The organism is Streptomyces actuosus (assembly GCF_016921115.1).
Classification (GTDB): domain Bacteria; phylum Actinomycetota; class Actinomycetes; order Streptomycetales; family Streptomycetaceae; genus Streptomyces; species Streptomyces actuosus_A.
Map to the genome: position 1 here is coordinate 69,187 of NZ_JAFFZS010000028.1, position 13,163 is coordinate 82,349.

General features: G+C 75.0%; 11 protein-coding genes. 3 read left to right on the plus strand and 8 right to left on the minus strand.

Annotated elements, in window-relative coordinates:
* Positions 1 to 199 precede the first annotated feature (199 nt).
* Entirely contained in the window at positions 200 to 1,519 is a 1,320-nt protein-coding gene (locus tag JS756_RS27040) for an ROK family transcriptional regulator (protein ID WP_205385831.1), read from the minus strand.
* 152 nt (positions 1,520 to 1,671) lie between these two features.
* On the opposite strand from JS756_RS27040, the gene JS756_RS27045 reads away from it, so the two are divergent.
* Positions 1,672 to 2,886 (plus strand): MFS transporter, encoded by a 1,215-nt coding sequence (locus tag JS756_RS27045; protein WP_205385832.1) that lies wholly within the window; start codon positions 1,672 to 1,674, stop codon positions 2,884 to 2,886.
* On the opposite strand, the gene JS756_RS27050 is transcribed toward JS756_RS27045, so the two are convergent.
* A complete protein-coding gene (locus tag JS756_RS27050) occupies positions 2,843 to 3,304 on the minus strand; it encodes an acyl-CoA thioesterase (RefSeq protein WP_205385833.1) in 462 nt (153 codons plus the stop codon). The two genes, JS756_RS27045 and JS756_RS27050, sit on opposite strands and share 44 nt — an antisense overlap.
* A 174-nt stretch (positions 3,305 to 3,478) precedes the next feature.
* Entirely contained in the window at positions 3,479 to 4,609 is a 1,131-nt protein-coding gene (locus tag JS756_RS27055) for a glycoside hydrolase family 6 protein (RefSeq protein ID WP_205385866.1), read from the minus strand.
* A 280-nt stretch (positions 4,610 to 4,889) separates the two neighbouring features.
* On the opposite strand from JS756_RS27055, the gene JS756_RS27060 reads away from it, so the two are divergent.
* Both JS756_RS27060 and JS756_RS27065 read left to right on the plus strand, forming a co-directional pair.
* Positions 4,890 to 5,576 carry a DUF5995 family protein gene (locus JS756_RS27060; protein WP_205385834.1) on the plus strand — a complete coding sequence of 229 codons (687 nt, stop codon included), beginning with the start codon at positions 4,890 to 4,892 and terminating at the stop codon, positions 5,574 to 5,576.
* Positions 5,577 to 5,655: 79 nt separating this feature from the next.
* Complete coding sequence (locus tag JS756_RS27065; protein WP_205385835.1) at positions 5,656 to 6,585, plus strand: LLM class F420-dependent oxidoreductase; 930 nt, start codon at positions 5,656 to 5,658, stop codon at positions 6,583 to 6,585.
* 6 nt (positions 6,586 to 6,591) lie between these two features.
* Here JS756_RS27065 and JS756_RS27070 read toward each other — a convergent pair whose 3' ends face one another.
* The 5 genes from JS756_RS27070 to JS756_RS27090 form a co-directional block, all read right to left on the minus strand.
* Positions 6,592 to 8,304 (minus strand): flavin monoamine oxidase family protein, encoded by a 1,713-nt coding sequence (locus JS756_RS27070; protein WP_205385836.1) that lies wholly within the window; start codon positions 8,302 to 8,304, stop codon positions 6,592 to 6,594.
* 67 nt (positions 8,305 to 8,371) lie between these two features.
* Positions 8,372 to 9,160 carry a carbon-nitrogen hydrolase family protein gene (locus JS756_RS27075; protein ID WP_205385837.1) on the minus strand — a complete coding sequence of 263 codons (789 nt, stop codon included), beginning with the start codon at positions 9,158 to 9,160 and terminating at the stop codon, positions 8,372 to 8,374.
* A gap of 363 nt (positions 9,161 to 9,523) precedes the next feature.
* A complete protein-coding gene (locus JS756_RS27080) occupies positions 9,524 to 9,898 on the minus strand; it encodes a DUF742 domain-containing protein (RefSeq protein ID WP_307791094.1) in 375 nt (124 codons plus the stop codon).
* 7 nt (positions 9,899 to 9,905) lie between these two features.
* Positions 9,906 to 10,325 (minus strand): roadblock/LC7 domain-containing protein, encoded by a 420-nt coding sequence (locus JS756_RS27085; protein ID WP_205385838.1) that lies wholly within the window; start codon positions 10,323 to 10,325, stop codon positions 9,906 to 9,908.
* Positions 10,315 to 13,104, minus strand: a complete 2,790-nt coding sequence (locus JS756_RS27090; protein ID WP_205385839.1) for a sensor histidine kinase — start codon at positions 13,102 to 13,104, stop codon at positions 10,315 to 10,317. Before JS756_RS27090 ends, JS756_RS27085 begins: the two co-directional genes overlap by 11 nt.
* Between the last annotated feature and the right edge of the window lie 59 nt (positions 13,105 to 13,163).

Sequence of the window (13,163 nt, forward strand, 5' to 3'; positions counted from 1 at the left end):
GGTGGGTGCCGCGCCCGGAGAGGTGTGCCGCGCGCCCGGTAGGCCTGTCCGATCACGGCACCGGACTGCGGCCCGGGCCGAAGGAGCGCCGACCGCCGGACGGGTGGAGTGCCGTCCTCCGGACCGCCGGGCGGTGCCCGCCGGGCCCGATGCGGCGGACGGGCCGGAGCCCGGCCACAGGGTCTCGCCGGTCGGGGCGTCAGCGCTCGCCGGTGGTGAACAGTTCGTCCTGGGCGCGGTCCCGTGCGGTCAGCAGGGCGCCGCGCAGGACGGCCGTGCCGCCCAGGGCGGACGGCCGGACCTCGGTGGGCAGCGGTGACAGGCGGCGCAGCCGCTGCTCGACACGCTCCGCGAGCGCGCTTCCGCCCGCCTGTCCCACCTCGCCGCCGAGCACCACGCAGCCCGGGTCGAGGACGGCCACCACCGAGGCGGCGCCCAGGGCGACGCGGTCGGCGAGTGCGTCGAGGAAGCCGGCGGCGTCCACCACCTGCGGGCCGTGCCCGGCGGGCTCTTCCCCGCCGCGGCCGGGACCTCCCGGAGCCTCCCGGCGGTCCGCCGCCGTGCCCGGGCCGGGTCCGGGGCCCGACCCGGGCACGGGGAGGTGCGTGCCGTCCACGGCCACGTCGTCCGCCGCGCGGCGGACGAGCGTTGCGGCGTGCGGCTCTCCTCCGGTGGCGCGGGCGTGGAGCCCGTACGCGGCGGCGAGGTCGGCCACGGCCTGCGCCCCGGCCAGGGAGTGGAAGCCGCCGCCGCAGTCCGTGGCCGTGGGCAGCGTGCCCGTGCCCGGCACGGGGAGGAAGCCGATCTCGCCGGTGCCGCCCGACGCGCCCCGGCGCAGACGGCCGTCGAGGACCACGGCCGCGCCGGTGCCGCCGCCGAGCCACAGCAGGACGAAGGTGTCACGGTCGCGGGCGACGCCGTCGCGCTGCTCGGCCAGAGCGGCGAGGTTGGTCTCGTTCTCGACGTGGACGCGGGCCGCAGGCAGCCGCTCCTGGACGGCGGCCACCAGACGGCGGTGCCACTCGGGCAGCCCGGTGGAGTCGCGGAGCTCGCCGGACGCGGGGTCGACGAGGCCGGGCGCGCCGATGCCGACCGTGTGCAGCTCCTCCGCGCCGGCCTCCTTGGCGACCCGTTCCACCAGGGCGACCGACTGCTCCACCGCGGGACCGGTCCCCGTCTCGCCGCCGATCGGCGCGGACGCCTCGGCGAGGACCTGGCCGACCAGGTCGCAGACGACGACGGCGACGCCCTCGGTACGGACGTCCAGGGCCGCGAGGTGGGCCCGGTCGGCGACGATGCCGTACAGCTTGGCGTTGGGTCCGCGGCGCTGCTCGCCGGCCTCCCCCACCACCGTGATGAGCCCGGCATCCGTCAGCCGCTCGACGAGGTCGGCGACCGTCGGCCGGGACAGGCCGGTCTGCTGCTTCAGTTGACCCGCCGTCAGGGGGCCGTCGCGTTGCAGCAGCCGTAGGGCCAGCCGGTCGTTGATGGCGCGGGCCGTGCTCGGTGATGCGGGCATGGGGCGGATGATATCCGCTATCCATCAGGCAGGGATCCTGATAATTTACGTCGGCACCGGCACAGAAGCCGGTACAGGGACCACGAGGCCGGATCGCCGGCGGCGCGGGTCGGCACGGCGACCCGGACTGCACGGTCCGGGGAGGGGGGAAGATGGAAGCAGTGCCCTACGAACTGCGCGACGTGCGGCGGGCCCGGTACGCCGTGGCCGCCGTGTTCGCCGTGCACGGCGCCGTGACCGGGTCGTTCGCGACGCGGGTGCCGTGGATCCAGGACCACGCCGGGGTGAGCGCGGGGCAGCTGGGGCTGGCTCTGGCGTGCCCGGCACTCGGCGCGTCCCTGGCGATGCCGCTGGCGGGGCGGATCAGCCACACGTTCGGGGCCCGGAACGCGCTGCGCGGCCTGATCGCCCTGTGGACGCTGTCGCTGGCCCTGCCGGCCCTCTCTCCCGATCTGCTCGCCCTGTGCGTGGCCCTGTTCACCTTCGGGGCCACCGCGGGCATGGCGGACGTGGCGATGAACGCGCTCGGCGTCGAGGTCGAGAACCGCCTCGGCCGCTCGATCATGTCGGGGCTGCACGGCATGTGGAGTGCCGGCGCCCTGATCGGTTCGGCCGCGGGGACGCTCGCCGCGCACCTGGGATCCGACGCCCGGCTGCACCACGCGCTGGCGGCCGCGGTGCTGACCGTCCTCGGGGTGGGGGCCTGCACCTGGGTGCTGGACCTGCAGCCCGCCGAGGACGCGGAGCCGCCGCCGCGGTTCGCACTGCCGCCCAGGTCCGCGCTGCTGATCGGCGCGGTCGGGTTCTGCGCGGTGTTCGCCGAGGGCGCGAGCCTGGACTGGTCGGCGGTCTATCTGCGCGACCGGCTGGCGACCTCGGCGGGTCTCGCCGCGGCATGCACCACGGGCTTCACCCTCACCATGGCCGTGGCCCGGATCGCGGGCGACAGGGTGGTGGACCGCTACGGGTCGGTGCGCACCGTGCGCGCGGGCGGTGTCCTCGCCGTGCTCGGCGGGCTGCTGATCGTCGTCTCGCGCCATCCGGCGGTGGCGATGACCGGCTTCGCGCTGGTGGGTCTCGGCATCGCGGTCGTCGTACCGCTGTGCTTCGCCGCGGCGGGCCGCAGCGGCCCGAACCCCAGTCAGGCCATCGCGGGCGTCGCCACCATCACCTACACCTCGGGCCTGGTCGCCCCGGGCGCCGTCGGCGGGCTCGCCCAGGCGACGAACCTGGTGGTCTCCTTCGGCCTGGTGACGGTGCTGGCCTGCGGCGTCGCCGGTTTCGCGGGCGTGCTGGGGGCGGGTGACCGGGACCGGCCCAAGGTCAGCCGTCCGACGGACGCAGCAGTGCCCGACCCGCGGCCCTGAACTCCTCGCTCCACGGCGCCGGGCGCAGCGTGGCCGGGTCGAGCCGGACCAGCACCCGGGTGCCGCGGGCGTAGGTGGTGGCGCCGTCGGGCGAGCAGAACCGGAAGCCGTAGGTGAGCCCGGTGGTGCCCAGCCGCTCCAGCCACAGGTGGACGGCGTGCCCGCCGGGCCGGGTCACCGGCGCCTCGTAGGTGATCCGCAGTTCCTTGACGGCGTTGCAGGCGTCCCCGGCGGCGGCCCAGTCGCCCTCGAATCCGAAGCCCTGGTCCTGCCAGAGCCGGACCCAGGCCCGCTCGACCATCAGCGGGTAGCGGGCGTTGTGGAGCAGTCCGAGCGCGTCGAGGTCGTCGAAGTGGACGGTGACGGGGATCAACCGGCCGTACGACAGGGCGGGGGCGATCGGGGCTTGGGCGGTCACGGGTGGCTCTCCTGCTGTGGACGGTTCAACCACCTCATCCTAAGCGGACGCTCAGCACGGCTTTCGGCAGGGACGGCACGGGCGCGGTGACGGGGCACCCCCGGGCTCGGTGACGGCACCGGGCACCGCCGCGGACCGCGATCTCCCGGCGGTGCGCCGGAGCCGCAGGCCGGCTCAGCGTGCCAGGTCGTAGGCGTACGACGCGGTGAACGTGCCCGGCTCGCCCCGGCAGCCGTCCGACTCCCCCGGCGGCTTCACCCACAGGTAGGCGTCGATGCGCTCCTCACCGGTGTCCAGCGTCGGCGTGCGGCCGAGACTGCGGCCCGCCGGGTCGCACCATGCGCCGTCCGGCGGGGCGCCGTTGCCGTTGCGGCTGGTGTCGATCACCGCTCCGAGCCCGGCGGGGCCGCCGAGGGCGGCGAGGACGTCCCGGTCGTAGGCGATCTCGTCGGCCGTGCGGTGGAAGTTGGAGACGTTGCTGAAGATGCCGTCGGAGGAGGCGGCCGAGGCGGCACCGGCCTGGCGCAGCAGCGACGCCTGCCGGGCGGCCGGGTTCCAGGCCGAGTGGCCGGCGTCGAAGTAGACCCGTGCCCGCCGGTCGGCGGCCTTCAGCACGCGCCCGGCCCGCGCCAGCGAAGCGAAGCGGCCGGCGCGCTCGACGGCGGACAGGCAGTCGGCCTGGGCGATCGAGTCGGGTTCCAGGATCACCACGACCTCGCCGGAGCCGAGCCCGGCGGCGAAGCCGTCGATCCAGGCGTCGTAAGCGGCGAGGTCGGGCGCGCCGCCCTCGGAGGAGCCGCCGCAGTCGCGGCCGGGGACGGCGTACGCGACGAGGACCGGAACCCGGCCCTGCGCGGCGGCGCCCGCGGTGACCACGCGCACCCGCGAGGCGATGGTCGCCCCGTCGTGGTCGGCGAACCACACCGCGGCCGGCTGGTCGGCGATCCGGGACTCGATCAGTGCCGCCCGCGGGTCGTCCGGGTGGGCGCGGACCCATTCGAGGACCTGCGAGTCGGGGTGGCGGTAGAGCCGGCCGGACGGGGCGGCGCGGCGCTGCCCGTTCGTCGCCCGGGTCGCCGACGGCGTCGCGGGGCCCTTCTTCGGCGTGGGCGGCACCGAGGCCGTCGCGCTCGCCGCGGCGGAAGCCGGGGCCGAGGACGGCGGTGGTGTCACGGGCTTCGTGCCGGGGCGCGGCGAGTCGGTGACCCGGGGCCGGGCCTCGTCCGCACCGCGCCGCTCGTCGAGCGCGGACATCATCCCGGTCGCGGTGCCCACCGCCACCACGACGGAGGCCGCCGCGACCATGGCGTTGCGCCGACCGGCCCTCCTGCGCTGCGCCCGCCGGGCGGTCAGCCGCACACCACGCGAGCCTGGCACGGTCGCATCCCCTCCTCCTGCCCCGGACCGTTCCAGGCTCCACCTGGCGCGTTCCCGTTCGTTCCCGCCGGATCCCGGCCTCCGGCCGTCGGTCCCCGGACCCCCCTCCCGGTGCATCACTCTCCCGTGCGACGGGCGGGTTCCCCCGTTCTGGGGAAGCGCCGGCCGGCCGCCACGCCGGCAAGCCTAGGGCTGGGACCCTTCCGGCATGGCGCAGTTGGAACAGTTCACCACTCCCGTCGACGCGGTGATCGCGCGGATGCGCGCCCTGGACGCCGCTCTTCCGGCACGGGACGGTATCGCCGTCTTCAACCGTGTCTACCTCGCCGTGACGCGGGAGGTGGACCGGCGCATCGACGCGGGCGACTTCCCCGACACTCGGGCCGCGATCGCACTGGACGTGCGATTCGCGGAGCGGTACCTGACGGCGGTGGACGCGGCCCGGCACGATCACCGGCCGCCGGCCTGCTGGCGGCCCCTGCTGCAGTTCCGCCGCCATCCCGGGGTACGGCCGGTGCAGTTCGCACTCGCCGGGATCAACGCGCACATCGGACACGACCTGGCGCTCGCGGTCGTGGACGCCTGCCATGGCCTCGGCTGCGCCCCCGCGGACCTGGAGGACGAGTTCGACCGGGTGGGCGATCTGCTGCTGTCGATGGAGGAACGCGTCCGCGACGATCTGATGCCGGGGCCCGACCTGCTGCAGATCGCCGACCCGCTCACCCATCTGCTCGCCTCGTGGAGCCTGGAGCGGGCCCGGGACGCCGCCTGGGCCGGGGCGCGGGCCCTGTGGGCGCTGCGCGAACTGGAGGACATCGCCGTGGAGTTCACCGAACGGCTGGACGCCGCGGTCGGTTTCGCGGGGCGCATGCTGCTCACGCCGCTGCCGGACTGATCCGGGCCCGACTGGCGCGCCGCGAGGCGCGCGGTACGTTGGCCGACGGGGCATACCGAACGCGAAGGAGCAATCCGTCATGGCCATCCGCCTCGGACTCGGTCTTCCCCAGTTGCGGCAGTACGACCTCGCCCAGGACGTCACCGACGTGGCGCGCACCGCCGAACAGATCGGCTACGACAGCGTGTGGGTGTACGAGCGGGCCCTGGTTCCGACCGCCCCGGACCAGGGTCTGTACGGCATCCCCGGCCTGCCGTGGCCGGACTGGTACCGCGGCATGGCCCATCCCCTGGTCACGCTGACCCTGGCCGCGGCGGTCACCGAGCGGGTCCGGCTCGGCACCGGCATCGTGGTCGCGCCGCTGCACGGGCCGTTCCAGTTCGCCAAGGCCCTGGCCACGCTGGACGCCGCAAGCGGTGGGCGGGTGGTCGCGGGCCTGGGCACGGGCTGGTCGACGGACGAGTTCGCTGCCGCCTCGTTCCTGCCGTACGAGGAGCGCGGCGCGGCGCTGGACGAGGTGCTCGGCGTGTGCCGGGCGGTCTGGGGCCCGGACCCGGTCTCCTACGAGGGCCGGGTCAGCACGATCGCGCCGGCCGTGGTCGGTCCCAAGCCGGTGCGCCCGATCCCCGTGCTGCTGGCCGCGGGCAGCACCAAGGCGCTGACGCGGGTGGTGGACCGGGCCGACGGCTGGATCCCGGTCGCCATGGGAGCCCGGGCGTACGCCGCCGGGTGGCGCCGGCTGCAGGACATCGCCGCCGAGCGGGGCCGCAGCCGGCCGATCGAGCGGGTGGTGCGGGTGAACACCCGGTACTCGGCGAAGGCCTACGACGGCAGTGACCGGCAGCCCTTCCAAGGCAGCGCCGACCAGATCGTCGAGGACCTCGCGGCCTACGCCGAGGTCGGCATGGACGAGGTCCTCGTCGACCTCCAGACCGCCCCCCGCGACGTCCGCGAGCTCAAGGACGCCGCAGCGGAGGTCTACGAGAAGGCGCGGGCCGCCGGACTGTGAGCGTGCTCAGTCCTCCGGCAGTTCCACCGGCGCGATCTCGTCGTACACGTCACCGGGGCCGGGGTTGGTCGCGTCGGTCTGCCCGCCCAGCTGGTGCATGACGCCCCACACCGCGTTCAGGGCGGTCTGCACGGCGCCCTCGGCCCAGCCGGCCGTCCAGGAGATGTCGTCGCCGGCGAGGTAGACGCCCCGCTTGTCCGCGGGCAGCCGGTCCTGCATGAAGTGGGTGAACAGGCGCCGCTGGTAGCGGTAGTGGCCGGGCAGGTTGGCCTTGAACGCGCCCATGAAGTAGGGCTCGTTCTCCCAGGAGACCGTCACCGGGTTGCCGATGACGTGCTTGCGGATGTCGACGTTCGGATAGATCTCCGACAGCGACTTGAGCATGACCTCCATCCGCTCGTTCGCCGACAGCGGCAGCCACTTGAGGCTGTCGTCGCACCAGGTGTAGGAGAGGCACATCACGGCGGGCCGGTCCGGGCCGTCGTCGAGGAGGTAGGTGCCGCGGGTCATGCGGTCCGTCAGGGTCATCGACATGACGTCCCTGCCGGTCGGGTTGCCCTGGCCGTCGACGGCCTCGTCCAGCCAGAACGGCCGGTCGACGGGGACGAACAGCTTCGAGGACTCCATGTAGTGGGTGCGCTCGATGGCGGTCCAGTGGTCGATCGGGAACAGCGAGTCGTCGCACTCGATCTTCGACAGCAGCATCCAGGACTGAGCGGTGAAGATCGCCGCCTGGTAGGTGCGGATGTCGCCGCGCGCGTCCGTCACGGTGATGCGGTTGCCGGCGGTGCGGTTCAGGCGCGTCACGGCGGGCAGCGGCTTGCCGCCCTCGTGGAGCCCGGCGAGCGAGGTGCCGTACGCCCAGTGGACGATCTTCTCCGGCTCGCGCTCCCACAGGCGCAGCGGCAGTTGCTGGGAGCCGCCGACGATGCCGCGGTGGTGGTCGTCGGCCTCGGTGTAGACGACGCGGAGGATCTCCAGGATGGAGTTGGGGAAGTCGGTGTCCCAGCCGCCGGTGCCGAAGCCGACCTGGCCGAAGATCTCCCGGTGCCGGAAGGACGTGAACGCCTCGGAGTCGCAGAGGAACCCGTAGAAGGTCTGGTTGTCGAGCTTCTCGACGAGCCGTGCCCAGATCTCCCGGATGCGCGGGACGTCCCGCTCGCGCAGGGCGCGGTTCATGTCGGAGAAGTCGGCGCCCTCCTCCAGGCACCGGTTCCAGGCCTCGGCCACGTCCCGGTAGACCTGCGGCAGGTCGTCGATGGACTCGGCGTAGTGCGACTCGCCCTTGAGGTCGACGACGGTCGACGGGGTGGCCTCGGCGAGCGGGTTCGGGAACGGCCTGGTCTCCAGTCCGACCAGGTCGATGTAGTGCTGGAGCGCCGTGGAGGACGGCGGGAAGCGCATCGCGCCCATCTCTGCGGTCAGGGAGTCGTCGCAGCCCTCGAAGCCGACCGTGCGCAGCCGGCCGCCGATCTGGTCGGCCTCGTAGACGACGGGCTTGAGGCCCATCTTCATCAGCTCGTAGGCGGCGACGATGCCGGACAGACCGCCGCCGATGACGGCGACCTCGGTGCCGTGCTCGGTCGCGGGGACCTGGCCCAGGCCCGCGGGGTGGGCGAGGAAGTCGTCGTAGGCGTAGGGGAAGTCCGGGCCGAACATGGTGATCGGCGGCTGCTGCTCGTCGGTGTGCTCGACGGCGTTGGGCACCGTGGACGTCATGGGGTACGGACTCCTTGCGCGAGGTGGAACGGGGGGAGGCTGGGGGCGGCTCGGACCGGTCGGCGGCTCAGAGGAGGGAGCCGTACAGGCCGGGGCGGCGGTCGTGCAGATACGGGTTCGCCTCCCGGGAGGCGGCCAGGAACACCGGGTCGACGTCGGCGAGGGCGAGTTCCTCGGACCGGCCGGCCCGGGCGCGGGCGATCCCGTCGGGGCCCACGAGGGTGGAGAGGCCGACGAACTCGAACTCACCCTCGTGGCCGACCCGGTTGACGTACGCGACGTACATCTGGTTCTCGAAGGCCCGGACCGGGACGAGGGATTCGGCGACGAACTGGAAGGGATGCATCTGCGCCGTCGGCACGAGGAGGAGGTCGGTACCGGCCAGGGCGTGGGCGCGGACGTTCTCCGGGAACTCGACGTCGTAGCAGATGATGATCCCGATCGTGAGGCCGTTCAGCTCGGCCTGGACGACCGGCTGCTCGCCCGGGGTGAAGTGGTCGCGCTCGAACCCGCCGAAGAGGTGGGTCTTGCGGTAGTTCGCCAGGCGGCTGCCGTCGGGGGAGATCAGCTGGGCGGAGTTGTGGACCGTGTCGCCGTCGCGCTCGGGGTAGCCGTAGGCGACCGCGAGGCCGTGGCGGGCGGCGATCCCGGCGACCGTGTCGGCTGCGGCGCCGTCGGCGGGCTCGGCGAGGCGGGCGATGTCGTCGCCGATCGCGTAGCCGGTCAGGAACATCTCCGGAGCGACCAGCAGCCCGGCACCCGCGGCGGCGGCCCGGCCCGCGGCGTCGTCGAGGACCTTGAGGTTCTCGGCGGTCGAGCCGGGGCGGCCGGAGCTCTGGAGCAGGGCGGTGCGCATGCGTGTTCCTCACCGGTGGCGGAGGGGGTTCGGGGGATCTCCTAGACGGTACGGTCGGCCGGCTCGGCCGGACAAGGAGGAGCCGTTGCACACCGGTGAGCGGTTCGTTGCGTCCCTGCCGGGTCGGGCGGCGATTCGTTGCGCGGCCCCGGCCTGGGGTTCCGGGGCCGCGGTCCGGCTGGGGCGCCGAGCCGGGAAGGCGGATCCCGCAGCGTCCGGCGGAGGCGATCGCACGCCGGGGGCTCGCCTCCGGTGCGGGGCCTGCGCGGGCGATGCCGACCGCGCGGCGAGCGGGGCGGTCCGGGCATCCCGGGCCCGGTGACGTGGGCCGGGCATGCCGGTGACGGACGTCCGCCGCAGGCCCTACAGCTCCCGCAGGCGTGCCGCGATCTCCCGCAGCAGCTCGGGATCGGCGTGCGGGCCCACCGGCGCGCGGCGCGGCGGGTCGATGCGCACCAGGCCGGCCTCGGCCAGGTCCCCGAGGAGCACACGGACGACGGTCAGGGGCAGATCGGCGTCCGCGGCGAGCTCGGCGACGGGGCGGGACCCGCCGCGCAGCAGCGCCAGCACACGGGCCCGGGCATGGTCGACGGCCGGCGCGCAGTCCGCGTCGACGGCCGTGACGTACGACATCAGGTCGAGTGTGAGCCGGGTCGAGGGACGGGTGCGGCCGCCGGTCACGGCGTACGGGCGGACCATCGGCCCGGTCTCGTCCTCGTACCAGTGCTCGTCGCTCACGGCCGGCTCAGGCCCCTGGGGCCGAGCGGGCGGCGGCGTTCAGGTGGCTGCCGAGGCGGCGCACCAGCAGGGCCATCTCGTGGACCAGCTGGCCCACGTCGGTCTGCCCCTCGCTGAGCACGGCCAGCCGGCTGCCGTCGCCGGCCGGGCTGACGAAGAGGTAGGCGTCGTCGAGCATGACCATGGTCTGGCGCACCCCGCCGGCGTCGAAGCGGTCGCCGGCCGAGCGGGCGAGGGAGTGGAAGCCGGAACAGACCGCGGCCAGGTGCTCGATGTCCTGCCTGCGCATGCCCTCCGACCAGCTCAGCGGCAGTCCGTCGGCGGTGAGCAGCAGGGCGTGGCGGACATGGCCGGTCCGGGCCACGAGGTCGTCGAGCAGCCAGCCCAGGTCGGTGCCGGGCTGCTGGTCGCTCTGGTCAGGGCGCATGGTCGCTGTCCGTCTCTCTCTCGGTGTGCGCGGGCCCCTCGGTCGCGGTGCCGGCGGTCGCGTCGCCGCGGTCCCGGCCCAGACCGCGCTGGAACGCCCCGAAGATCGCCCGCATGTCCTCGGCGCTGCGCTCGCGACCCGGGCCCGGGTCGGCGGGCGGCGGATCGGTCCGCAGTTCGGCGACGAGCGAGGCCTGCCGGACCCGGGTGGGCAGCACGGGTGCACCGGCGCCCGCGTCTCCCTCGGGGCCGGCGACCGTGTCCTGGCGCCGGCTCCCCGCCGCCCGATCGCCCTGCCCGGCCCCGGGCACGGCCTCCCGACCGCCGTCCGCGGCACCGGGCACGCCCGGCCGGAGCCGATCCCCGGTTCCGGCCGTTCCGGCCACGTCCGGACCGCCCCCGGTCACCGCACGCACGCCGCCGGCGCCTTCGGCGGCCTCAAGAGACCTCACGTCCTCGGGATCGCTGCCGGCCTGCGGGGTGCTCGCGGCGTGCGCGACGTCCGTGCGCCGCGGTCCCGCAGCGGCCCGCGCTCCGTCCGGCGCCGTGTCCCGGGCCGCCCGGGCGGTCCTGCGGCGCTGGGGCAGGACCGGGCCCGGGGGGTGCGGGGCCGCCGACGGTTCGGGTGAGCTGCCGTTCGACGGAGGCTTCGGGTCGGCGGGCGCGAAGGCGGGCCGGGCAGCGCCCTCCCGCGCCGACGTGTCCGGCGCTGGGACTGCGGGCGCCGTCCTCACCCGCGACCGGCCCTCCGGGTCGCCGGACTCCGGCTCCACCGGCTCGCTCGGCTCCGGCCGCCCGGGCTCCGCCGGCGCACCGGATCCCGCCCGCCCGGGCTCCCCCGGCCCGCTCGGCTCGCCGGGTCCCCCCGGGGCGGGCTCCGCGAGCACGGTGGCCGGCAGCAGCACCACCGCCGTCGTGCCGCCGTAGGGGGAACGGCGGAGGGTGACCTCGATGGCGTGGCGGGCGGCGAGGCGGCCGACCACGTACAGGCCGAGGCGGTCGTGGCGGGTGGGGTCGAAATCGTCGGGCCGCGTCAGCGTGCGCGTGGCCTCGTCGAGCTGGTCGGCGTCGAGGCCGAGCCCTCGGTCGTCGATCTCCAGGACGAAGCCGGCACCGACCCGCCCGCTGCGCAGGGTGACCTCCGTGCGCGGCGGTGAGAACGCGGTGGCGTTCTCCAGGAGCTCGGCGATCAGATGGACGACGTCCGCGACGGCGTCGGCCGCGACCCCGACCGGGTCCATCGGCGGGACCTGGACGCGCGCGTAGTCCTCGATCTCGCTGACGGCCGCGGCGACCACCTCCGCGACGGGCACCGGGCGCCGCCACCGCCGCCCGGGCACGGCACCGGAGAGGATGATCAGGCTCTCCGCGTGCCGCCGCATGCGGGTGGTGAGGTGGTCGATGCGGAACAGCTCGCGCAGCATGTCGGGGTCCTCGGCGCGGCGTTCCAGGGTGTCGACGAGTTTGAGCTGCCGATGCACCAGGGCCTGGTTGCGGCGCGCGATGTTCAGCAGCACGGCCGAAAGCCCGCGCCGCAGCGCGGCCTGCCGCACGGCGGCCTCGACCGCGGCCAGCCGGGCGGCGTTGAAGGACCTGCCGACCTGCCCGATCTCGTCGGCGCCGGCGCCGGTGCCGGCCAGCGGCGGTGCCTCGGCGACCGCGTCCACCTCCTCGCCCGCGCTCAACCTGCTCATCACGTCCGGGAGCTGACGGGACGCCAGGAGGTCGGCAGCGTCCCGGAGGGCCTCCAGACGGCGGGAGATTCGGCGGGCGCCGCGCACGGCGAACCACAGCGACAGGCCGACCGCGGTCAGGCCCACCACCCCCACCACGACGGCCTTGGCCAGCTCCCGGTAGGCGAAGGCCCGGCCGCGCGCCGCGGAGTTCTCGGCCGACTGCGTGCACAGCTCCATGTACCGCTGGACGGCCCGGTCGGTGGTGCTGCGCCAGCTGCCGGCCGTCACGGCGTCACCCGCCCCGCGGGCGCCCGCCCTCAGCAGGGCGTCCTCGCTGCGGACGAGGCTGCGGTGGAGGTCGTCGCGCTGGAAGTCCTCGAACAGGCCGCGGGAGTCGGCCGGCAGGTCGGACACGTACGTCCGCTCGAAGACGCGGCGGTCCTCGATGGTCGCGGTGAGCGCGCCGTACTGCCGGTCGGTGAGGCCGCCGGCGGCCCGGGCTCCGGCGACCAGCGCATCCTCGCGGGAGACGAACTCGCGGACCCGCACCAGCTCGATCACCACCTGCGCCTCGCGCGCCAGCTGCCCGGCCTGGAGCGCGGTGAGCGAGGACTGGACGTCGAAGCCGGGTTCCACCAGGTCGTTGTAGTCGTCCACGGCGCCGTCCCAGGTGACGGTGCGGGCCAGGACGCGTGCGCGCAGCTCGTCCAGCCGGCCGGCGGCGGCGGTCATCGCGTCGAGCACCTGCCGCTGCCGGCCGCTGAGGCGGCTGCGGTCGCCCTCGCCGATCGCCTGCCGCATGGCGTCGACCGCGCGGTCGGTGTGCCGCTGCTGCGCCAGGAGCCCCGTGGGCGACGCGGTGCGGGGGTCCTCGCCGAGGTAGGCGGCCGACAGGCGCCGTTCGATCTGGATCTGCCCGATCGCGGTGTCCACGGGGGTGCCGAAGTCCTCGTACACGCCCTGGAGCCGGACGAGGGAGCGCAGTTCACCGGTGACCGAGACCATGGCGAAGGCCCACAGGCCCATCAGGGCGACCGCCGGGGCGAGGGCGAGCGCCACGATACGAGCGCGGACCGTGGTGGGGCGGCCTGGGGGCCAACGCATGAGGTACCTGCCGGTGTTACCAGTCAGTAAGGTCGCGGAAGTCCGGCACAACCTACGGG

Bases quoted from the DNA above. Each gene is read 5' to 3' on its own strand.
- JS756_RS27055 (WP_205385866.1), bottom strand. From the start codon at position 4,609: ATGGTCGCGGCGGCCTCCGTCGTGGTGGCGGTGGGCACCGCGACCGGG.
- JS756_RS27075 (WP_205385837.1), bottom strand. From the start codon at position 9,160: ATGCGCACCGCCCTGCTCCAGAGCTCCGGCCGCCCCGGCTCGACCGCC.
- JS756_RS27040 (WP_205385831.1), bottom strand. From the start codon at position 1,519: ATGCCCGCATCACCGAGCACGGCCCGCGCCATCAACGACCGGCTGGCC.
- JS756_RS27045 (WP_205385832.1), top strand. From the start codon at position 1,672: ATGGAAGCAGTGCCCTACGAACTGCGCGACGTGCGGCGGGCCCGGTAC.
- JS756_RS27085 (WP_205385838.1), bottom strand. From the start codon at position 10,325: ATGCGCCCTGACCAGAGCGACCAGCAGCCCGGCACCGACCTGGGCTGG.
- JS756_RS27060 (WP_205385834.1), top strand. From the start codon at position 4,890: ATGGCGCAGTTGGAACAGTTCACCACTCCCGTCGACGCGGTGATCGCG.
- JS756_RS27090 (WP_205385839.1), bottom strand. From the start codon at position 13,104: ATGCGTTGGCCCCCAGGCCGCCCCACCACGGTCCGCGCTCGTATCGTG.
- JS756_RS27070 (WP_205385836.1), bottom strand. From the start codon at position 8,304: ATGACGTCCACGGTGCCCAACGCCGTCGAGCACACCGACGAGCAGCAG.
- JS756_RS27065 (WP_205385835.1), top strand. From the start codon at position 5,656: ATGGCCATCCGCCTCGGACTCGGTCTTCCCCAGTTGCGGCAGTACGAC.